The sequence below is a fragment of the Phenylobacterium aquaticum genome, from assembly GCF_947378715.1.
GTDB classification, from domain to species: domain Bacteria; phylum Pseudomonadota; class Alphaproteobacteria; order Caulobacterales; family Caulobacteraceae; genus Phenylobacterium; species Phenylobacterium aquaticum_A.
This window is the reverse complement of the sequence record NZ_CANCLE010000069.1, coordinates 1-19,421: the sequence shown is the minus strand read 5'-3', so window position 1 is coordinate 19,421 and position 19,421 is coordinate 1. Positions and strand designations below refer to the sequence as shown.

The following is a 19,421-nucleotide window of genomic DNA, read 5'->3' as shown; positions in this document are numbered from 1 at the left end:
TCGCGCCAGAAATAGGGCTCAGAACATCGCGATCAGGGTGGTGAAGAAGGCCAGGATCGCGGCGATGATCGCCTTGGACAGCACCGCCAGCACGAAGAAGGACAGGATCGCCGCCACCCAGCCGATCAGGGCGGCCACCCCGTCGCGCTCGGCCCCGCCGATGGCGAAGGCGGCGATGGCGAAGGACGGCAGCATGTTGCCGAAGGGGATCGGCAGGAAGACGATGATCGACAGGGTGAAGCACAGGGCGCCGACGATCCGGTCGCCAAGCGGATTGTACATGAAGGTCAGCCGGGGCCGCAGGCGGCGCTCCAGCCGCTCCAGATAGGGCGTCAGCTTGCCGGTCAGGTTGCGGAAGTCGGACATGCTCATGTCCCGCTCCAGCAGGGCCTTGGGCAGCCAAAGGGTGCGGCGGCCCAGCATCCACTGGAAGGTGATGAACATCAGGGGCGCGCCGAGAATGGCCGAGACGCCGGGCGGCATGGGCAGGACCAGGGGCGCGGCGAACACGAACATCATCGCCCCGAAGGCGCGGTTGCCGAAGGTCTCCAGGATGTCGGCCACCGAGACCTTGTCGGCCTCCCGCCCCACGATCAGCTCCAGGAGTTCGGAAACGCTGGATGACTTGAGGTGCTCGGACATGACGCCCTGCCGCTAGCACGGCGGCGCGCGGCTGCGAAAGGTCCTATCGCCGGTGCGGCGTCGATTGCGGGCCGGCGCCGGGAACGGGGCAGGCGACTCGGTTTAGGCGTCGTCGGATCATGTCCATGCCCGTCCGCCTCGGCCTGTTCTATGCGGCGATCTTCCTCGGCAGCGGGGCGAGCTCGCCCTATCTGCCGGTGTGGTTCCACCACCGTGGCCTGAGCGGGGCGCAGATCGGCCTGATCCTGTCGGCGCCCCTGCTGGCGCGGGCGGTGACGGCGCCGATGATCGGGCTGTGGGCCGACAGCTTCAAGCTGCGCCGCACGCCCCTGGCGCTGCTGGCCCTGATGACGGCGGCGGCCTATGCCCTGATGGCGCCGCATCTGGGGTTCGCCTGGTGGTTCACCATCTGGTTTGTGGCCAATTCGCTCTATGCCGCCCTGCCGCCGCTGCACGACGTGATCGTGCTGAACCGGGCCCGGACCGACGGCTTCAACTATGGCTGGCCCCGGGGCATGGGCTCGGCGGCCTTCATCATCGGCAATATCGGCATGGGGGCGATCCTGGCGCGATGGTCGCCGGAGCTGGTGCTGGTCTGGATGGTGATGGCGGTGCTGGCCGCAGCGCTCGGCGGTCAGTTCCTGATCCCGCCGGACCCGGTGCTGGCCGGCGGGGCCAAGGCGGAGCTGTCCGACCGGCTGAGCGGGCTGAAGGCGCTGGTGCGCGACAAGGACTTCATGCTGGCGGTCTGTTCGGTCGGGCTGATTCAATCGGCCCACGCCTTCTATTACGGGTTCTCGGCGCTGGCCTGGAAACAGCAGGGGGTTCCGGAGAGCCTGACCGGGGTGCTGTGGGGCGTCGGCGTCGCCGTCGAGGTCGGCTTCCTGTGGTTCCTGGAGCCCTGGCGGCGGAGGCTCGGGCCGCGCAACCTGCTGGTGCTGGGCGGGGCGGCCTCGGTGGTCCGCTGGACGACACTGGCCTTCTCGCCGCCCCTGTGGCTGACCTTCCCGGTCCAGGCCCTGCACACCTTCACCTATGCGGCGACCTTCGTGGCCTCGCTGGAGATCGTCGAGCGGCTGTCGAGCCGGGCCAACGCCTCGGCGGCCCAGCTGATGAACTCGGCCCTGTCCGGCGGAATGCTGATGGGGCTGGCGACCATGGCCTCCGGCGCCCTGTTCGATCAGTGGGGCGCCAAGGGCTATCTGCTGATGTCGGCCATGTCCCTGGCGGGCCTGGCCGGCGCGGTGCGGCTCTACGGGGTCAAGCGCCTGAACGGGTGACGCAGCGACAGCCTTGCCCTGACCCGGCGGCGGGCCACTATGGCGGCCAAAAGCCTCAGGGAGTTGGGTCATGCGCGCCTTGGAAGTCACCGCCCCGTGGGGGTTCGACCAGATCAACATCGTGGAGCGCGATGACCCCAAGCCCGGGCCCGGCGAGGTGCTGGTGCGGATGAAGGCGGTGTCGCTGAACTATCGCGACTTCCTGATGGTCAACGGCCTGTACAGCCGGGGCTCGTCGATCGCCGCGTCGATCACCCCGTTCTCCGATGGTTGCGGGGTGATCGAGGCTGTCGGCCCTGGCGTGACCCGGGTGGCGGTGGGCGACCGGGTCTCGACCCTGTTCTTCCAGGGCTGGAATTCGGGCCGCCCGACGGTGGAGAAGCTGACCACCTCGCTGGGCTCGCCGATCCCGGGGGCGGGACGCGAACTGGCGGTGTTCAGCCAGGAAGGCGTGTCGAAGGTTCCCGACTTCCTGACCGATCATCAGGTGGCGACCCTGGCCTGCGCGGCGCTCACCGCCTGGCGCGGACTGTTCGTCGACGCGCGGCTGGAGCCCGGCGACACCGTGGTGCTGCAGGGCACGGGCGGGGTGTCGATCTTCGGCCTGCAGTTCGCCAAGGCGGCGGGCTATCGGACGGTGATCACCTCATCCTCGGACGAAAAACTGGCCCGGGCCAAGGCCTTGGGCGCCGATCATCTGGTGAACTACAAGACCACGCCGGAGTGGTCGAAGCCGGTGCGAGCGGCGACCGGCGGGGTCGGCGCGGACTTCATCATGGAGGTCGGCGGCGCGGGGACCATCCAGCAGAGCCTGAAGGCTGTGCGGATCGGCGGCCATATCGCGATCATTGGCGTGGTGTCGGGTGCGGGCGAGGGGGTCAATCCGGCTCAGCTGATCGGCAATGGCGCCAAGCTCCAGGGCCTGACGGTCGGCTCGCGCGAGATGTTCGAGGCCATGTGCCGGGCCATCGCGTTGCACAGGATCAGTCCGGTGGTGGACAAGGTCTATCCCTGGACCGAGGCCCGGGCGGCGCTGAGCGCCATGCAGGGCGGCGAGCACTTCGGCAAGATCGTGCTGGAGTTCTAGCCGGCCGAGAGAGTCCGAAAACCGCGAGACATCGGCTCCGGCGGGGCCGATGATCCGGGCATGGATCTCGACGACGACGCCTGTTACCGCGCCTTCTGCATGCGCGACGCCCGCCTGGACGGGCGTATCTTCGGGGCCGTGCGGACCACCGGGATCTATTGCCGACCGATCTGTCCGGCCCGGACGCCGAAGCGCGAGAACATCAGCTTCTATCCGTCGGCCGCCGCGGCCCAGGGCGCGGGATACCGGCCTTGCCTGCGTTGCCGACCGGAAACCTCGCCGGACCTCGGAGCCTGGAATGGCACCTCCAACACCGTGACCCGGGCGCTGGCCATGATCGAGCAGGGGGCGATGGACGGCGGCGATGTGGAGGCCCTGGCGGATCGGCTGGGGGTGGGCGAGCGCCAGCTGCGCCGGTTGTTTCGCCAGCATCTGGGCGCCTCGCCGGTCGCCGTGGCCCAGACGCGCCGCGTGCTGCTGGCCAAGCAACTGATCCATGAAACCCGCCTGCCGATGGCCGAGGTGGCGCTGGCCTCCGGCTTCGGCAGCGTTCGGCGGTTCAACGAGACCTTCCAGCAGTTGTTCGGTCGACCGCCGAGCGCCCTGCGCCGCACCGGCGGGGCGGAAGCGACGGCCGGGGAGGGCGCGACCCTGAAACTGCCCTATCGCGCGCCCTATGACTGGCCGGCCATGGTCGCCTTCTTGTCCGGCCGGGCGATCCCGGGCGTCGAGGTGGTGAGCGCGCGGCGCTATGCCCGGACCCTGTCGGTGGGCGGGGCGCGGGGCGTGGTGATCGTCGAACCCGGGGCCGGCGACTGGCTGAAGGTCACGCTGCGGTTTCCCAAGGTGCAGGTGTGGCCGGCGGTCATCGCCCGGGTGCGCCGGGTGTTCGACCTGGCCGCCGACCCGGCTCTGATCGGGGCGCATCTGTCGGAGGACCCGGACCTCGCGCCCATGGTGGCGGCCCGGCCGGGCCTACGGGCGCCCGGCGCCTGGGATGGGTTCGAGCTGGCGGTGCGCGCCGTGCTGGGCCAGCAGATCACGGTGACGGCGGCGCGCAATCTGGCCGGCAAGATCACCGCCAGCCACGGAGAGCTGATCCAGGACGAGGCCGCCCAGGCCCTGGGGCTGAGCCGACTGTTTCCCACACCTGAACGGTTGGCGACCTTGGACGTGGAGACCTTGGGCATGCCCAGGGCCCGGGGACGGGCCCTGGTGTCCCTGGCCCAGGCGGCCGCCGCCGATCCCGACCTGTTCGGGCCCAGCCGCAGCCTGGAGGAGGCGGTGGCGCGGCTGCGCGCCCTGCCGGGGATCGGCGAATGGACCGCGCAGTACATCGCCATGCGGGCGCTGCGTGAGCCCGACGCCTTTCCCCATGCCGACATCGGCCTGATGCGCGCCCTGGAGGACGCCGATGGGGTTCGCCCCACGCCGGCTGAACTCCTTACCCGCGCGGAGCGGTGGCGGCCCTGGCGGGCCTATGCCGCCTCGCATCTGTGGGCCTTCGACCCCGCCTACGCCCCAGCCCCTGGAGACGCCCGTGTCGCTGCCTGAAGCCTCCAAGCCCCAGATCCTGGTCCTGTCGCGCCTGGCCACCCCGATCGGCGAGGCCCTGTTGGTCACCGACGAGGACGGGGTGCTGCGCGCCTTCGACTTCGCCGACTATGAGGACCGCATGCGCAAGCTGATGCGCCGGCACTATGGCGACCAGGCGATCGGCCAGGGCGCGCCGCCCGCCGCCCTGGCCGAGACCTTCGGCCGCTATTTCGCCGGCGACCTGGACGCCCTGGACGGGTTGGAGATGCGCACCAACGGCACCGTGTTCCAGCGTCGGGTCTGGGCGGCGTTGCGGACGATCCCGTCAGGGAAAACCCTGAGCTACAAGGGCCTGGCCGAGCGGATCGGGTCGCCCAAGGCGATGCGCGCGGTGGGTCTGGCCAATGGCGCCAACCCCGTCGCCCTGGTCGCGCCTTGCCATCGGGTGATCGGCGCCGACGGAAGCCTGACCGGATATGGCGGCGGCCTGCACCGGAAGCAGTGGCTCCTGACCCACGAAGGCGCCCAATTCGGGGGCTAGACGCTCGCCGCGCGCGGGCGCCGGTTTGCGATTGGCGCGGACGCCGCTAGGCTCGCGATCAGTGATCCGGGAGTCCCCATGGCGTACGGTTTGAGAGCAGTGTTGGCGAGCCTGGCCCTTGTGGCCGTGGCGTCGGCCGCTGAGGCCCAGCCCCAGCCGACCGGTCACGCGGCGCCGCCGTCGTCGCCGCGTGTGACGCTCTACGAACTGCCGAATTTTCAAGGCCGCCAGATCACCCTGGCCGCCGCCGTCGACGATCTCTCCAGCCTGAACTTCAACGACGCCGCTCAGAGCGCGCGCTTCGAAGGGCGCTGGCGGGTCTGCGAGGACTCTGACTATCGCGGCAAGTGCAAGGATGTCGGCGGCGATGTGCCGGACCTGGCCAGGGTCGGCATGGGGGCCAAGATCTCCTCGATGCAGGCCTATCTGGAGGGCGCCTGGGACCGTGGGAGCGCCTGGTCGCCTGGCGGATCCTGGAATGGGGTGCAAGGGGGGCGGCCCTATGAGGGGGCCACGGGGGTGCTGTTCGCCTATCCCTCGGTGGCGGGCTTCGACATCGCGGCCAGCGGCTCGTCGGCCAACGCCTTTTGCCGGTCGGTGGAACTAGGATCGGCGTCCTATTACGACTCCAGCCAAAGGGCGGCCCAGGCCCTGGATGTCGGCGGTCGTTTCGTGGGCGAGACCGCGATCCTGCGCGATGTGTTCTGCCGCAAGCGTTGAGGCCTCGGTCCGCCGCGCCGGCCCGTAACATGACCGAAAATTCATGTTCTGTGACATCGCCCTAGGGTGGTGGCTGTCCTATAAGGGCGCTGCGGAATCGTATCGGATACGGGAGAGTTCCGATGCAGACCTTGACCGAGATCGTCGTCGCCGTGGTGGTGCATTCCTCTGCAGCCGCCTATTCGCATTTTGGCGTGACCCTGGACGCGCATCAGGTCGAGAAGCCGGCGCCGGCGGAGCGCACCGTCGCGCGCAGCGCGGCGCCCAAGAAGATCATCAAGGTGTCCGAGCCGCCCATGAAGTCGGCCCAATGCCTGGAGCCGCGTCTTCAACCCCTGAAGAGTTTGGCCAGATCCGGTTGAACCGGCCGCGACAAACCGCCTCCGGCGCACAAGATTCCCTGCGATGACGCTTTGCGCGGACCCTGTTCGCCGGTAATCCTTTCGGCTGGGGCGCGAGTTCGTGCGGGACGTCAGTGTCCGGATCGGATCGCAGGTCGAGAGGCGCTTGAGCAAGTCCGCGTATGAAAATCAAAAAGCGGCGCCAGCCGGCAGATTTCCAGGCCATGACGGATGACGGCCCCGCGCCCGAGTCCGACGGGCTTGCGCCTGACGCCGCGCCGGATTTCGACCTCGACACTGCCGAGCCTCCGCAGATCGCCCCGGCGATAGAGCCGCCGCAAGCCTCGACGCCCTCACAGATCGCGGCCGAGCCCAAGGTGGCGACCACGGCGTCACGACCGCTGGCGACGCGGCCGGAGCGCACACCGCCGCCGCCTGAGCCGCCGACTCAAAGATCTGATATTCCAAGCGGTTGGCCGATCTATCTCGCGGCCCTGTTTGTGTCCGTGCTGTGGGCCTGCGCCCCGATCGCCTTCGCCTACGGCTATCAGCACGCCCGCTCGCCCTTCGACTTCGACCCCTTCGTGCTGGCGGTGCTGAGCACCATGGCCGTGGGGCCGGCGGCCTTCGTCTGGGTCGCAGCCTATATGATGCGCCAGGGCCAGTTGCTGGCCCTGGAGGCGCGGCGCGCCCAGGCGCTGTCCGATCAGATGGTCGGGCCGGCCCTGTCGGCGGGCGCCCAGGCCACGGACGTGGTTCGCGCGGTGCGCGAGGAGATCGCCCGGGCCAGCGTCGTCGCCGACGAGGCGCGCGAGACCCTGCTGGCCCTTCGCCAGGCCCTGGCCTCGGAGAGCGAACAACTGGTCGAGGCCGCCGCTCATTCGGCCCGCACGGCCCATGACCTCGCCCAGACGCTGGGCCGCGAGCGCAGCGAGCTGGGCGGCCTGGCCCATACCCTGGACCAGCAGGCGACGGCGGTGTCGGATTCCATCACCCAGAAGGCGCGGATGGTGGCCGAGGCTTCCGACCTCGCCGAGACCCAGATCCGCGAGGCGGAAGCCGCCCTCGCCGCCCGGGCGGCGGACCTGGCTGCGGCGGCCGGGGAGGCCAGCGACGCGGCGCGCACGGCGGGCGAGGACCTCACTCGCCATATCGCCCGGCTGGAGACGGCCGGGATGGGCGTGGCTGACCAGATCTCGCAGGTCGAACAGGGCCTCACCGAACAGCGCGCCGGCCTGGTCACCACCGCCCACGCCCTGCGCGCCGAGCAGGAGGCGTTCGGCGCCCAGTCGGAAACCCATGCGGCCCAGCTGTCGGAATTCATCACCCAGGCGCGGCTGTCGGCCGCCGAGCTGGGCGATCGGGCGGTCAAGGGCGGCGAGGCGCTGCGCCAGCTGATCGCCGAGGCGGCGGAGCAGTTCCGCGAGCTTGCGGCCTCGGCCGCCGCCGAGCGCGACGAATTCGGCCAGTCGACCCTGCATTCGCTGGAAGCCGTCTCCGAGGCCGCCGCCCAGGAGCGGGCCAAGCTCGAGGCCCAGACCCGGGCCGCGATCCAGGGCCTGGCCGAAGCGGCCGAGCAGACCCGCACCGCCGCTGAGCAGCATGCGGTCACCGCCCGCGACCAGGTGGATCAGCTGTCGGAGGCCGCCTTCACCGCCGGCCAACGCGCCAACCAGGTGTTCGAGGCCCGGCTGTCCGAGGCCCGCGACCTGATCGAGCAGTCGGCGCAGATGGTCGAGCAGGCCGGCGCGGCCACCGCCCGCAAGCTGGACGAGGGCGCCCAGGCGGCGCGGGCGACGCTGGACGAATTGGCCGGCATGCTGGCGGAGATCGAGGCGCGGGCGGCGCGGTTGCCCGCGACAGCGCGCGGCCAGGCCGAGGAGGTCCGTCAGGCGGTCACCGAGAGCATCGACGAGCTCATGGACTACGCCCGTAAGACCGCCAACGAGACCCAGGCGATCGACCAGGCGTTCCAGGATCGGGTGCATCGCAATTACGAGATGCTGAGTGAAGCCGTGCGGATGATGGGCTCGGTCGCCGGCGCCGCCGGCGGCATGGCCACGCCGGCCCCGCCGCGCGAGCGGCCGCCGCGCGCAGAGCGCACGCCCCTGGCCCGCCCCGTGCGCGAACAGGCCCCGCCGGTGGCGTCGGAGCGCTTCGCTGAGACCTTCGAGGACGAGGATCTCGACCTGGAGCTCAATGAGCCGGTGGAGGAGGCGCCGCAACGACCGCGCCTGCGGCTGACCCCCACCGCCACCGATCAGGAATTCACCGACGTCTTCGACCAGGCCCAGGGCCGCAGCGCCCCGCCGACCCCGAGCCGTGAGCGGGACGGGGACGAATGGACCTGGAAGGACCTCTTGACCTCCATCGACGATGGCGGCGCGGCGCCGGGCCCCGATGAGCGGGCGCTGGAGGATGAATTGGCGACGGAGATCGCCGGGATGGGGATCGACCCCACAGCCCTGCTGCCGCGCGGCCGGATCGACGAGATCGCCGCGGCGATCCAGACCGATGACGCCGATGGGGCGCGGGAAGTGGTGCGCCGCCTGGCGCCCGCCGCGACGCGGCGACTGTCGCGGCGGCTGTTCACCGACGACAAGCTGAAGCGCAAGGCGATCGCCTATCTGAACCGCTACCAGGACCTGCTGGCCGACGCCGCCGAGCGTGACCATGAGGGCTTCCTGGTCGAGACCCTGCTGAGTTCGGACGCGGGGCGGATCTATCTGCTGCTGGAAGCGGCGGCCGGCGACTTCGTTTGATCCGAACGCTCGCCGTCCATGACGAGCATTGGCCGACCGCCCAGGTGTTCACCATCGCCCGGGGCGCCAAGACCGAGGCCCATGTGCTGGTGGCGGAGATCACCCAGGCCGGCGTGACCGGCCGGGGCGAGGCCGTGCCCTATCCGCGTTTTGGCGAGACGGTGGCCGGCGCCCTGGCGACCGTGGCGCGGGTGCGGCCAGCCATCGAGGCCGGCGCGTCGCGGGGCGACCTTCAGGACCTGTTGACCGCAGGCGCGGCGCGCAACGCCCTGGACTGTGCGCTCTGGGACCTGGAGGCCAAGCTGACCGGCGAACCGGCCTGGCGCGCGGCGGGACGGACCCGGCTCGATCCGGTCAAGACCTGTTTCACCCTCAGCCTGGACACCCCTGAAGCCATGGCCGAGGCGGCGCGGGCGGCGAGCCGGCGGCCGGTCCTGAAGCTGAAGATCGGCGGGCCGGACGACCTCGGCCGGGTCGAGGCGGTCCGCGCGGCTGCGCCCAAGACCCGGCTGGTGGTCGACGCCAATGAGGCGCTGAGTTTCGAGACCCTGAAGCGGCTGGCGCCGGAGTTCGCGCGGCTGGGTGTCATGCTGATCGAGCAGCCGCTGCCGAGCGGCGCGGACCATGTGCTGGAGGGCTATGACAGCCCAGTACCGCTCTGCGCCGACGAGAGCCTGCGGACCCGGCTGGATCTGGCGGCCTGCGCCCGGCGCTACGCCTATCTCAACATCAAGCTCGACAAGACCGGGGGGCTGACAGAGGCCCTGGCGCTCGCGGCCGAGGCCAAGGCCCTGGGGTTGGAGATCATGGTCGGTTGCATGGTGGCGACGTCGCTGTCGATGGCGCCCGCGTTGATCCTGGCCCAGGGGGCGGCCTTCGCCGACCTGGACGGGCCGCTGTTGCTGGCGCGGGACCGCGAACCAGGCCTGGTCTATGAGGGATCGCTGATCCACCCGCCGCCGGCGGGGCTTTGGGGCCAGGCCTAGAGGATTACCGCCGAGCCGTTGACCGAGACCATCAGCATCGAGCCGTTGGGGCCGACGGTGTTGTAGTCGAGGTCAACCCCGAGCACGGCGTTCGCGCCGATCTTGCGGGCTTCCTCCTCCAGGCCGCGCAGGGCGTCGGCCCGGGCATGGGAGAGGATGCGCTCATAGCCCTTGGAGCGGCCGCCGATGAAGTCGCGGATGGCGTTCATGAGGTCGAACACCACATTGGCCCCCAGGATCGCCTGGGAAGAGACCATTCCCAGGTGCTCACGCACCGGTCGGCCCTCGACGAAGTGGGTGGTGACGATCAGGACGGGCGTCTCGGACTTGGCCATGCCCGAAATATAGGGTGAATTGCGTCATTCGGCGAGACGCTCTCCCGTCACAGGCGCAAGCGATCGCGCGCATCTATCCTAACGCGCGAAAAGCGGGCGAGCGGGCTTTGAGCCCAGCGCTGCTTGCGGCATGGTGGCGGTGGCTAGCCCCCAGGAGCGGTGAATGATCTTCGCGCGGTCGCATATCGATCTGCACAACATCCGCAACAGCATCGAACGTACGAAGAAGCTGTCGGACAATGTGGTGGGGATCGGGCCTCTGGGCATCGGCCTGGACGGCCTCCTGACCTGGATTCCGGGGGCGGGCGAGCTCTACAGCCTCGGGGCTGGCATGCTGCTGATCTATGACGGGGTGCGGGCCCGGGCGGCGCCGATGGTGCTGTTGCAGATGGCCGCGATCATCGCCATCGACACCCTGGCCGGAGCGGCCGGCAAACTGGGCAAGATCGCCGACGTGCTGTTCACGGGCCACAAGTGGTCTGCGGACATGCTGTTGCACCATATGGAAGACACCATCTATTTCGAGGGAGCCCGCAAGGACGCCCAGGCGAGCCCGGAATATCGCGAGATCCTGACCCGGATCCGCGCGGGCAAGGAAAAGCGTCGGGTGGTGTTTCTCGGTTAGACGGAGCTTTGCAGGAAGGCGGGCGTTAAGGGCGGATGGCGGTTTCCCAGGAAAGAGCTCACCAGGCCTGGCGTTCGGCGGAACGCGTCAAGCGCCTGTCCGATCGGCTCGTGGGTATAGGCCCCTTCGGCATAGGTCTGGACGCCATCGCGGACTGGGCGCCGGGCGCCGGTCCGATCTACAGCGTGCTGGCGGGCGGTGTGCTGGTGTTCGAAGGCCTGGCGTCAGGCGCGTCACTCCCAACCCTTTTTCGGATGGCGGTGTATCTGGCGGCCGATACGGCGGCATCGAGCGTACCCCTGGCTGGCTGGGTGGTTGACGCCCTATTTCCAGGCCACCTGATGGCGGCCAATGCGCTGCAGAAAGACATCGAGAAGCGGCACGGCCCCTCGGAACTGCCGCACGGCTGGGGCGGCAAGTCCCGAAAGGCCAAGGCCCGCAAGCCTTAGACAGCCTGGCGCAGAGGCTCCGGCGGCAGGGTGGCCTGGAAGCTGGGCCGCGCGGCGATGCGCTTCAGCCATTCCGCCAGCCCGGTCCCGGCCAGCAGCGCGCGGCCCTCGGGCGTCTGAGACAGATATTCCAATTGCGGCCCGACCATCAGATCGGCCAGGGAGAAGGTCTCGCCCGCCAGCCAGGTCGATGCGCCCAGCAGGCGGTCGAATTCGGAGACGCAGGTCTGGGCCATGGGCAGGGCCTCGGCGATCACCGCCTCGTCGGGTGAGGTTCCCAGGAGGATCGGGCCGATCAGGCGCTGGAAGACCACCGGCCCGCCGACCTTGGGGAAGAAGTACCAGTCATTCACCCCGATGATCTGGTTCATGCGCGCCGCCGCCCTGGGATCGGTGGGCTGCAGGGTGGGACCTGAGCCGATGGCGTCGAGATAGCGCAGGATGGCCTGGGTCTCGTAGAGCACGAAGTCGCCGTGCTCGATGACGGGGATGCGGCTGAACGGATGCATCCGGCGATAGGCGTCCGTGCGGTGCATGCCGGGGGCGAGGGCGACGAGCCGGTAGGGCACGGCCTTTTCCTCCGCTGTGGCGAGGACGGCGCGCAGGAACGGGCTGCCGGGAATGCCGTGGGCGACGAGTTCGGTCATGATTTGGCTCCTTGGCCAGCGGCTTCGGCGAAGAGGCTGAGGATGAGGCCCCAACCGTTGGGGGCGCTGAGCTGGGCGTAGGCCGTGTCGGCGGTGTCGCCCATGCGCTCCAGGTGACGATGCTCGAGATCGACCCGGGTGGTTCCGTCGTCCTGGGCGGTGAACAACACCTCGATCTCGGTGATGAGATTGGGATCGTAGCCCCACTGGGCGGTGATCTGCCAGGCGAGCAGCAGCCGGCCGGGCGGTTCCCAAGCCAGGACCTTGCCGATGTCGCACTGGCTGTCGTCCTGGCAGATCGAATACCAGCGGCCGCCTTCGGCCGGTTCAAGGATCGACTGCTTGAGAGGCGAGGCGCCGATGTGGTGGCTGGCCGGCCACCATCGGTCGATGCCGGCGGTGAACACCTGGAAGGCGCGTTCCGGCGGCGCCTTGACGGTCACGGAGCGGCGGACGGGGGCGGGTTGGATGGTCGCGGTCATGGGGCGTCCTGAGTGAGGTTTTCCTGGCGTTCGACTTCCGCGGCGTAGGCGTCGAGCGCTACGGCCCAGAACTGATCGAGCCAGGCGCGCATGGCGCCCAGCCCCTTGGGGTCGATCTGATAGACGCGGCGCGTCCCCTCCGGACGGTCGCTCACGAGGCCGGCCTCCTTGAGGATCTTGAGGTGCTGGGACACCGCCGGTCGGCTCACCGGCAGGCCCTGGGCCAGATCCACCACCGCCGCCGGCCCCAGGGCCAGGCGCTCGAACACCCGGCGCCGGGTGGGGTCTGCGAGGGCGGAGAAGGCGCTATTTGCGTAAGACATGACTTACCGTAAGTCTGGACTAACTTATGAGTCAAGCCCGTCGGATGTCTTGAGTTTGACTCGCATCAAGCCCGCCCGCGCGGCGCAGGCGTAGACTGCTGGTTCGAACTTCCGCGAGGACGCCGATGCGGACCCGGTACGAACCCAAGCTGCTGACTGTGTTCCGAGAAGGCTATGCCCTCAAGGATCTGAGGGCCGATGCGGTCGCGGGCCTGACCGTGGCGATCGTCGCCTTGCCGCTGTCCATGGCCATCGCCATCGCCTCGGGCGTGTCGCCGGACCGAGGGTTGTTCACCGCCATTGTCGGCGGGTTCCTGGTCTCGCTGCTGGGTGGCAGCCGCTATCAGATCGGGGGACCGGCGGGCGCCTTCATCGTCCTGGTGGCGACGACGGTGACCGCTCATGGCCTGGATGGCCTGTTGCTGGCCACCCTGATGTCGGGACTGATGCTGGCGGGGCTGGGGCTGCTGCGGGCAGGGACCTTCATCCGCTACATGCCCTATCCGGTGACGGTGGGGTTCACGGGCGCCATCGCGGTGATCATCGGGGCGAGCCAACTCAAGGACCTGCTGGGGCTGAGGCTGACCGGTCCGGAGCCCGGCCCGCTGATCCCGAAACTGGCGGCGCTGTTCCACGCCCTGCCGAGCGCCAATCCGATGGCGATCGCCGTGGCGGCCGGGGTGATCGCGGTGATCCTGACCGTGAAGCGCTTCAGGCCGCTCTGGCCGGGGATGCTGATCGCCATCGTCGCGGCCTCGGTGATCGCCTGGGGACTGCACCTGCCCGTCGAAACCATCGGGGCGCGATTTGGCCGTCTCGCCCAGGGTCTGGAGGCGCCGCGCCTGCCGCCGGTCAGCTGGGCCAAGGTCCAGGCGGTGCTGCCCGCCGCCCTGTCCTTCACCCTGTTGGGGGCGATCGAGAGCCTGTTGTCGGCGGTGGTGGCCGACAGCATGACGGGGCGTCGGCACCGGCCGGACACCGAGCTGATCGCCCAGGGGATCGCCAATATCGGTTCGGCCCTGTTCGGCGGGATCGTGGTGACCGGGACCATCGCCCGGACCGCGACCAATGTGCGCTCTGGCGCGCGAGGGCCCCTCGCGGGGATGCTGCACGCGGTGTTCCTGCTGGGTTTCATGGTGCTGGCCGCGCCGCTGGCGGCCTATATCCCGCTGGCCGCCCTGGCGGGCCTGCTGGCGGTGGTGGCCTGGAACATGGCCGAGAAGCATGAGTTCGCCACCCTGATCCGGACCTCGAAGGCCGACGCGGCGGTGTTGCTGACCACCTTTGGCCTGACCCTGGCCAGGGACCTGAGCACCGGGATCATCGCCGGCTTTTCCCTGGGCGCGCTGCTGTTCATCCATCGGATGGCGACGGCGGTGGACGTGCGAGACACCGATCGTGACGACGAGGAGCCGGAGGGGTTCACGCCGGCCCTGACCGTGGACCGCGACATCGCCACCCTGAAGATCTCCGGCGCCTTCTTCTTCGGGGCCACGGCCCAGGTGGGGGCGACCCTGGACGAGATCGGCGCGCGGCCGAAGGGCTATATCCTCGACCTGTCCGGGGTTCAGCTGATGGATTCCTCAGGGGCGGCGGCGGTGGCGGGTTTCGCCCGCAACGCGGCGCGGCGCGGCGCGAAGGTGTTCCTGGCCGGGGCTGCGAAGCCGGTGCGGCGCGCGCTGATGCTGCAGGGCCTGAGGCCGCCGCTCGTGCGCTATCGCAGCGATGTGCAGGCTGCCGCCCGGGCGCTAGGGCGCGGCGGTGACTGTGGACTGGCCTAGGCCCGGATAGATCCGCAGGCCATTGGCGGCGGTGTCGAGCAGGAACTGGGTCGGATTGCGCATCTGGGGCGGCGGCGCCTCGCCCACCGGCCATTTGTAGTTCCGCGTGACCCCGGCCGGGTAGATCTCGGTGTGCAGCTGGGCGGTGCCGCTGACGGTTGCGATCGGCTGGCCGGCCGCCAGGGTCTCGCCGACCGCAAGATGGTGATCGGACAGAGAGCTGGCGCGGACCTCGCCATAGAGGGCCACATAGTCGCGGTGGGCGACGAGGATGGCCCAGGTCTGTTCGCCGCCATCGGCCGGGTCTCTGGCCAGGAAGGGATAGAAGGCGACGATCTTGCCGGGCTCCATGGCGACCACGGTGTCGCCCTCGGCGGCGGTGAGGTCGACGCCGACGTGGCGGCGCGTCTGGGGCTTGCTGGGATCGGAGGGGCGGCGGCTGTCAAAGGTGCGGTCCGGGCTGCCCTGGACCTCGCCGTCAGCCAGGATGGCGGGCACCAGGGTGGCCTGGGGCAGGGCGGTGACCACCGGCCAGAAGCGGGTGCGCGCCACGCTGGGCGCCATGGGCACGGGCGAGGCGGTCGGAATGGAGGCCGCGACAAGGTGGACCTGGGCGGGCGCATCGGCGCTGGCCGGCAGGGCGGTGAGTGCGCCCGCCAGACCCGCAGCCAGGAGCCAGGCCCCGGCTCGCATCAGGGGGTCGCCTCGAGCTGGGCGTAGCCCATCTGTTCGTTCAAGCGTTCCATGACTTCGATCGCCGCCTCGGGAACCACGGTTCCGGGGGTGAAGATCGCCGCAACACCGGCGTCACGCAAGGCCTGGAAGTCCTCAGGGGGTATCACGCCTCCGACAACCACCAGGATGTCGGTGCGGCCCAGCTTGGCCAGCTCGGCCTTGAGCTCCGGCACCAGGGTGAGGTGGCCGGCGGCGAGCGAGCTGGCGCCCACCACATTGACGCCGTGGGCCACGGCCTCAGCGGCGGCCTCGGCCGGGGTCTGGAACAGGTCGCCGATGTCGACCTCGAAGCCGAGATCGACGAAGCCGGAGGCGATCACCTTCTGGCCGCGGTCGTGGCCGTCCTGGCCCATCTTGGCGACCAGGATGCGGGGCTTCTTGCCGTCGGCCTGGACGAAGGCGGCGGTCATGGCCTTGGCGCGGTCGCTGGCCGGGGTGGCCCCGGCCTCGCGCTGATAGACGCCGCTGACGGCCGAGGCCTTGGCGGAGTGGCGGTTGAAGACCTTTTCCAGGGCGTAGCTGATCTCACCGACCGTGGCCTTGGCGCGCGCGGCCTCGACGGCGAGTTCGAGCAGATTGGCCTTGCCGGCCGCGCCCTTCGTCAGGGCGTCGAGGGCGGCCTCCACCGCGGCCGGATCACGCTCGGCCTTAAGGCGGGCGAGCTTCTCCAGCTGGCGCTCACGGACGGCGGAGTTGTCGACCTTGAGCATGGGGATCTCGTCGGCGACGGTCGGGCGGTAGCGATTGACGCCGACCACCGACTGGCGGCCGGAATCGATCCGCGCCTGGGTGCGAGCCGACGCCTCTTCGATGCGGCGCTTGGGCAGGCCGTCCTCGATGGCCTTGGCCATGCCGCCCAGGGCCTCGACCTCGGCGATGTGTTCCAGGGCGCGGGCGGCGAGGTCTGCGGTCAGGCGCTCGATATAGTAGGAGCCGCCCCAGGGATCGATGACCCGGTTCTGGCCGCTCTCCAGCTGCAGGAACAGCTGGGTGTTGCGGGCGATGCGGGCGGAGAAGTCGGTGGGCAGGGCGAGGGCCTCGTCCAGGGAATTGGTGTGCAGGCTCTGGGTCTGGCCGCCGGCCGCGGCCATGGCCTCGACGCAGGTGCGCGCGACATTGTTGTAGACGTCGGAGGCCGCGAGGCTCCAGCCGCTGGTCTGGGTGTGGGCGCGCAGGGACAGCGAGCGGCTGTCCTTGGGGTCGAACTCCTCCTTCATGAGCTTGGCCCAGAGCAGGCGGCCGGCGCGCTGCTTGGCGATCTCCATGAAGGCGTTCATGCCGGCGTTCCAGAAGAAGGACAGACGCGGCGCGAACTGATCGACGGTCATGCCGGCGGCGACCCCGGCGCGGACATATTCGATGCCGTCGGCGAGGGTATAGGCCAGCTCCAGGTCGAGCGTCGCCCCGGCTTCCTGGATGTGATAGCCGCTGATCGAGATCGAGTTGAACTTCGGCATTTCGCGCGAAGTATATGAAAAGATGTCCGAAATGATCCGCATCGAAGGTGAGGGCGGATAGATGTAGGTGTTGCGGACCAGGAACTCCTTGAGGATGTCGTTCTGGATCGTGCCGGACAGCTGGGCGTGACTGACGCCCTGTTCCTCGCCGGCCACGATGTAGAGCGCCAGGATCGGCAGCACCGCGCCGTTCATGGTCATGGATACGCTCATCTTATCGAGCGGGATGCCGTCGAAGAGGGTGCGCATGTCCAGGATCGAGTCGATGGCGACGCCCGCCATGCCGACATCGCCCCGCACCCGGGGGTGGTCGGAATCGTAGCCACGGTGGGTGGCGAGATCGAAGGCGATCGACAGGCCCATCTGACCGGCCGCCAGGTTGCGGCGGTAAAAGGCGTTGGAGTCTTCCGCCGTGGAGAAGCCGGCGTACTGGCGCACGGTCCACGGATTGGTCAGGTACATGGTCGGATAGGGGCCGCGCACGAAGGGGGCGAGGCCAGGATAGCCGGCCAGGGCGTCGAGGCCCTCGATGTCGGCCGGGGCATAGCCCGGCTTCACGGCGATGCCTTCCGGCGTGTCCCAGGCGGGACCGTCAGCGACGGCGCCGGCCGAGGGCGGGGCGAAGGCCAGGGTGGAGAAGTCCGGGAAGCGGCTCATGGCTTAGCCTCTTGGGTCGCGGCCTCGAAGGGTTCGGCCAGACGGATCGGGCGCAGGGGCGGGCAGTGGCCGTCAGGGCCGGGCAGGCGAGGCGAGGGGGCCTCGACGGGCTTCGGGCGAACGCTGAGCACCTCGACCGGGGCCTGCTGGGTGGGCGGGAAGGCGGTGACGCCGACGATGCGCGGCTTGCCGGCGGCGTCGCGGGCGGCCGTCACCTTGGCGACCTCGGCGGCGATGAAGCCGCAGGCGAGGGCTTCGATCAGCCCGCCCTTGGCCTCGATGGCCTGGAATTCGGCCCAGGCGGCGCGGGCCATCTCATCGGTCAGGGCCTCGACATAGCCGGAGCCGGCGGCGGGGTCGGCGACACGACCGAGGTGAGCCTCCTCCATCAGCACCAGCTGGGCGTTACGGCTCTGGCGGCGCGCGAAGGTGGTCGGCGGGCCGAGCGGATCGGTGAAGGCGCCGATCTGGACGGCGTCGGCCCCGCCTACCGCGGCCCCGAAGGCCGCCGAGGTCAGGCGCAGCATATTGGTCCAGGCGTCCTGGGCGGCCAGCATGCGGTGGGAGGAGCGGGCCTCGATGCGGGCCGGCGCCTCGACCCCGCAGGCCTGGGTGACCTGGGCCCAGAGCAGGCGGGCGGCGCGGAGCTTGGAGATGGTCAGGAAATAGTCGGTGTCGGCGGCAAGTCCCAGGACGATGCGCGAGAAGGCGTCGACCATGGAGGCGCCGGCCACGACCTGAGCCTTGGCGTAGGCGACTGCGGCGGCCAGGGCGAAGGCCAGTTCGCCGGCCTCGCCGCCGCCGGCCTCGTGCACCACGCGACCGGAGGCCAGGAACAGGGTGGCCTTGGGATAGAGATCGGCCAGGCGGGCGCCGACCGTGGCGGCGGAGACCAGGTGGCTCTCAACGGGGCCGGGGCTAACGCCCGCCTCGGCGAAGGCGCTGAGCGGATCCATGTGGAAGTGGAGCAGGGCGTTAGGCGCGGACTTGGCGAAGGCGCTCAACCAGTCGGCGGCCCTGGGGCCCAGGAAGCCGGCGTCGAGGGCGATGGGGGCCAGCTCGACAAAGACGCCGTCCAAGGTGGCGGCCAGGGCCTCGGGCGAGCCGATGGCGACGCCGGTCTCGCCGGTGGGGTCGATGCGGACCAGCACCGAGGCGGCGGCGCCGTCCAGATCGACCAGCAGCTCCGCCCGGGCGCCAGCCGGATCGGGATGGCGAGTGGCGACCCGCAGGTCCCACGGGCGTTCGGCGTCGAAGGGCCGGGGCGTGATGGACGGCGCGAGGGCGCCCGACTCATAGAGCGGGGCGATCGGCAGGCCTTCCGGCGTCTCACGCAGGAGACTTTCGAAGGGGGCGTCCTTGAGGGTCTTCTCGACCAGGGCGCGCCAGTCGGCCGCGCTGGCGGTCGGGAAAGGCGAGGTGATTTGGGAGGCTGGCTTCGTCATCGGCCGCCAGATGGGCCAGGGAAGGCGCGGCCGTCAAGGCGCCGCTGGGTCAACGAAACCGGGGTCTTGCAAGGCTCCGGTTCATGTGTATACGCTGTAAAAATAAGAACCCCATCGATTGGAAACGCGCCCATGGCCCTGCCCCCCATTCTCGCTGAACGTCTCCGCCTGCCGGTGATCGCCTCGCCGCTGTTCATCATCTCCAATCCGGACCTGGTGATCGCCCAGTGCAAGGCCGGCATCGTCGGCTCCTTTCCGTCGCTGAACGCGCGGCCGATCAGCCAGCTGGACGAGTGGCTGGCGCGGATCACCGAGGAGCTGGCCGACTGGGACCGCAAGAATCCGGACCAGCTGTCGGCGCCCTTCGCCGTCAACCAGATCGTCCACAAGACCAATGACCGTCTGGAACAGGACGTCGAGCTGGCGGTGAAGTACAAGGTGCCGCTCACCATCACCTCGCTGGGCGCCCGCGAGGACGTCAACGCCGCGATCCATTCCTATGGCGGCCTGGTGATGCACGACGTCATCAATGACCGCTTCGCGCGCAAGGCCGTGGAGAAAGGCGCCGACGGCCTGATCCCCGTCGCCGC

20 protein-coding genes are annotated in these 19,421 nt (G+C 69.8%); 12 read left to right on the top strand and 8 right to left on the bottom strand.

All coding sequences use genetic code 11. The features are described 5' to 3' along the window. Nucleotides 1–18: 18 nt before the first annotated feature. Nucleotides 19–642: an exopolysaccharide biosynthesis protein gene (locus Q7P21_RS10915; protein ID WP_304165673.1), complete on the bottom strand. Its 624-nt coding sequence runs from the start codon at nt 640–642 to the stop codon at nt 19–21. A 125-nt stretch (nt 643–767) separates the two neighbouring features. Between Q7P21_RS10915 and Q7P21_RS10910 the strand changes: the two genes are divergently transcribed. From Q7P21_RS10910 to dgcA, 8 genes are all read left to right on the top strand, one after another. Further along, the gene (locus Q7P21_RS10910) at nt 768–1,922 is read left to right on the top strand and encodes an MFS transporter (RefSeq protein WP_368670102.1); all 1,155 of its coding nucleotides are present in this window, start codon (nt 768–770) and stop codon (nt 1,920–1,922) included. 70 nt (nt 1,923–1,992) lie between these two features. Beyond that, nucleotides 1,993–3,009 (top strand): NAD(P)-dependent alcohol dehydrogenase, encoded by a 1,017-nt coding sequence (locus Q7P21_RS10905; protein WP_304165679.1) that lies wholly within the window; start codon nt 1,993–1,995, stop codon nt 3,007–3,009. 60 nt (nt 3,010–3,069) lie between these two features. Then, nucleotides 3,070–4,563: a DNA-3-methyladenine glycosylase 2 family protein gene (locus Q7P21_RS10900; protein WP_304165681.1), complete on the top strand. Its 1,494-nt coding sequence runs from the start codon at nt 3,070–3,072 to the stop codon at nt 4,561–4,563. Then, nucleotides 4,550–5,086, top strand: coding sequence for a methylated-DNA--[protein]-cysteine S-methyltransferase (locus Q7P21_RS10895; protein ID WP_304165684.1), 537 nt, complete (start codon nt 4,550–4,552; stop codon nt 5,084–5,086). The genes Q7P21_RS10900 and Q7P21_RS10895 overlap by 14 nt, the downstream gene beginning before the upstream one ends. 78 nt (nt 5,087–5,164) lie before the next feature. Further along, complete coding sequence (locus tag Q7P21_RS10890; protein ID WP_304177119.1) at nt 5,165–5,806, top strand: beta/gamma crystallin-related protein; 642 nt, start codon at nt 5,165–5,167, stop codon at nt 5,804–5,806. A 131-nt stretch (nt 5,807–5,937) separates the two neighbouring features. After that, complete coding sequence (locus Q7P21_RS10885; protein ID WP_304165689.1) at nt 5,938–6,168, top strand: hypothetical protein; 231 nt, start codon at nt 5,938–5,940, stop codon at nt 6,166–6,168. A 203-nt stretch (nt 6,169–6,371) separates the two neighbouring features. After that, the gene (locus tag Q7P21_RS10880; protein ID WP_304177117.1) at nt 6,372–8,909 is read left to right on the top strand and encodes a polar localization protein TipN; all 2,538 of its coding nucleotides are present in this window, start codon (nt 6,372–6,374) and stop codon (nt 8,907–8,909) included. Further along, nucleotides 8,906–9,895 carry an N-acetyl-D-Glu racemase DgcA gene (gene dgcA, locus Q7P21_RS10875; protein ID WP_304177116.1) on the top strand — a complete coding sequence of 330 codons (990 nt, stop codon included), beginning with the start codon at nt 8,906–8,908 and terminating at the stop codon, nt 9,893–9,895. Before Q7P21_RS10880 ends, dgcA begins: the two co-directional genes overlap by 4 nt. On the opposite strand, the gene Q7P21_RS10870 is transcribed toward dgcA, so the two are convergent. After that, nucleotides 9,892–10,230, bottom strand: coding sequence for a heavy metal-binding domain-containing protein (locus Q7P21_RS10870; protein WP_304165694.1), 339 nt, complete (start codon nt 10,228–10,230; stop codon nt 9,892–9,894). The two genes, dgcA and Q7P21_RS10870, sit on opposite strands and share 4 nt — an antisense overlap. 163 nt (nt 10,231–10,393) lie before the next feature. Between Q7P21_RS10870 and Q7P21_RS10865 the strand changes: the two genes are divergently transcribed. Both Q7P21_RS10865 and Q7P21_RS10860 read left to right on the top strand, forming a co-directional pair. Beyond that, nucleotides 10,394–10,855, top strand: coding sequence for a DUF4112 domain-containing protein (locus tag Q7P21_RS10865; protein ID WP_304165695.1), 462 nt, complete (start codon nt 10,394–10,396; stop codon nt 10,853–10,855). Between the two features lie 35 nt (nt 10,856–10,890). Continuing rightward, on the top strand, nt 10,891–11,304 hold the full coding sequence (locus Q7P21_RS10860) for a DUF4112 domain-containing protein (RefSeq protein WP_304165698.1): 414 nt from the start codon (nt 10,891–10,893) through the stop codon (nt 11,302–11,304). Here the strand turns inward: Q7P21_RS10860 and Q7P21_RS10855 are convergent. From Q7P21_RS10855 to Q7P21_RS10845, 3 genes are read right to left on the bottom strand one after another with little or no spacing between them, the layout of a single operon-like run. Beyond that, nucleotides 11,301–11,951 (bottom strand): glutathione S-transferase family protein, encoded by a 651-nt coding sequence (locus Q7P21_RS10855; RefSeq protein ID WP_304177114.1) that lies wholly within the window; start codon nt 11,949–11,951, stop codon nt 11,301–11,303. The genes Q7P21_RS10860 and Q7P21_RS10855 overlap by 4 nt on opposite strands. Beyond that, a complete protein-coding gene (locus Q7P21_RS10850) occupies nt 11,948–12,433 on the bottom strand; it encodes an SRPBCC family protein (RefSeq protein ID WP_304165702.1) in 486 nt (161 codons plus the stop codon). The genes Q7P21_RS10855 and Q7P21_RS10850 overlap by 4 nt, the downstream gene beginning before the upstream one ends. Beyond that, a complete protein-coding gene (locus Q7P21_RS10845) occupies nt 12,430–12,756 on the bottom strand; it encodes a helix-turn-helix transcriptional regulator (protein WP_304177113.1) in 327 nt (108 codons plus the stop codon). The genes Q7P21_RS10850 and Q7P21_RS10845 overlap by 4 nt, the downstream gene beginning before the upstream one ends. A 125-nt stretch (nt 12,757–12,881) precedes the next feature. Between Q7P21_RS10845 and Q7P21_RS10840 the strand changes: the two genes are divergently transcribed. After that, on the top strand, nt 12,882–14,537 hold the full coding sequence (locus Q7P21_RS10840) for a SulP family inorganic anion transporter (protein WP_304177112.1): 1,656 nt from the start codon (nt 12,882–12,884) through the stop codon (nt 14,535–14,537). On the opposite strand, the gene Q7P21_RS10835 is transcribed toward Q7P21_RS10840, so the two are convergent. The 3 genes from Q7P21_RS10835 to Q7P21_RS10825 are packed head-to-tail and all read right to left on the bottom strand — an operon-like array spanning nt 14,505 to nt 18,831. Further along, nucleotides 14,505–15,230, bottom strand: a complete 726-nt coding sequence (locus Q7P21_RS10835; protein WP_304165709.1) for a M23 family metallopeptidase — start codon at nt 15,228–15,230, stop codon at nt 14,505–14,507. The two genes, Q7P21_RS10840 and Q7P21_RS10835, sit on opposite strands and share 33 nt — an antisense overlap. Then, complete coding sequence (scpA, locus tag Q7P21_RS10830; RefSeq protein ID WP_304177110.1) at nt 15,230–17,386, bottom strand: methylmalonyl-CoA mutase; 2,157 nt, start codon at nt 17,384–17,386, stop codon at nt 15,230–15,232. The genes Q7P21_RS10835 and scpA overlap by 1 nt, the downstream gene beginning before the upstream one ends. Beyond that, on the bottom strand, nt 17,383–18,831 hold the full coding sequence (locus Q7P21_RS10825; protein ID WP_304177108.1) for a methylmalonyl-CoA mutase family protein: 1,449 nt from the start codon (nt 18,829–18,831) through the stop codon (nt 17,383–17,385). Before Q7P21_RS10825 ends, scpA begins: the two co-directional genes overlap by 4 nt. A 132-nt stretch (nt 18,832–18,963) precedes the next feature. Between Q7P21_RS10825 and Q7P21_RS10820 the strand changes: the two genes are divergently transcribed. Further along, nucleotides 18,964–19,421: NAD(P)H-dependent flavin oxidoreductase (locus Q7P21_RS10820; RefSeq protein ID WP_369695341.1), on the top strand; the 458-nt coding region annotated here is incomplete at its 3' end.

Coding starts and splice junctions, on each gene's coding strand:
- Q7P21_RS10915 (WP_304165673.1), bottom strand. CDS start 642: ATGTCCGAGCACCTCAAGTCATCCAGCGTTTCCGAACTCCTGGAGCTG.
- Q7P21_RS10845 (WP_304177113.1), bottom strand. CDS start 12,756: ATGTCTTACGCAAATAGCGCCTTCTCCGCCCTCGCAGACCCCACCCGG.
- Q7P21_RS10840 (WP_304177112.1), top strand. CDS start 12,882: ATGCGGACCCGGTACGAACCCAAGCTGCTGACTGTGTTCCGAGAAGGC.
- Q7P21_RS10890 (WP_304177119.1), top strand. CDS start 5,165: ATGGCGTACGGTTTGAGAGCAGTGTTGGCGAGCCTGGCCCTTGTGGCC.
- Q7P21_RS10905 (WP_304165679.1), top strand. CDS start 1,993: ATGCGCGCCTTGGAAGTCACCGCCCCGTGGGGGTTCGACCAGATCAAC.
- Q7P21_RS10870 (WP_304165694.1), bottom strand. CDS start 10,230: ATGGCCAAGTCCGAGACGCCCGTCCTGATCGTCACCACCCACTTCGTC.
- Q7P21_RS10850 (WP_304165702.1), bottom strand. CDS start 12,433: ATGACCGCGACCATCCAACCCGCCCCCGTCCGCCGCTCCGTGACCGTC.
- Q7P21_RS10825 (WP_304177108.1), bottom strand. CDS start 18,831: ATGACGAAGCCAGCCTCCCAAATCACCTCGCCTTTCCCGACCGCCAGC.
- Q7P21_RS10835 (WP_304165709.1), bottom strand. CDS start 15,230: ATGCGAGCCGGGGCCTGGCTCCTGGCTGCGGGTCTGGCGGGCGCACTC.
- Q7P21_RS10910 (WP_368670102.1), top strand. CDS start 768: ATGCCCGTCCGCCTCGGCCTGTTCTATGCGGCGATCTTCCTCGGCAGC.
- Q7P21_RS10865 (WP_304165695.1), top strand. CDS start 10,394: ATGATCTTCGCGCGGTCGCATATCGATCTGCACAACATCCGCAACAGC.
- Q7P21_RS10880 (WP_304177117.1), top strand. CDS start 6,372: ATGACGGATGACGGCCCCGCGCCCGAGTCCGACGGGCTTGCGCCTGAC.
- Q7P21_RS10900 (WP_304165681.1), top strand. CDS start 3,070: ATGGATCTCGACGACGACGCCTGTTACCGCGCCTTCTGCATGCGCGAC.
- scpA (WP_304177110.1), bottom strand. CDS start 17,386: ATGAGCCGCTTCCCGGACTTCTCCACCCTGGCCTTCGCCCCGCCCTCG.
- Q7P21_RS10855 (WP_304177114.1), bottom strand. CDS start 11,951: ATGACCGAACTCGTCGCCCACGGCATTCCCGGCAGCCCGTTCCTGCGC.
- Q7P21_RS10860 (WP_304165698.1), top strand. CDS start 10,891: ATGGCGGTTTCCCAGGAAAGAGCTCACCAGGCCTGGCGTTCGGCGGAA.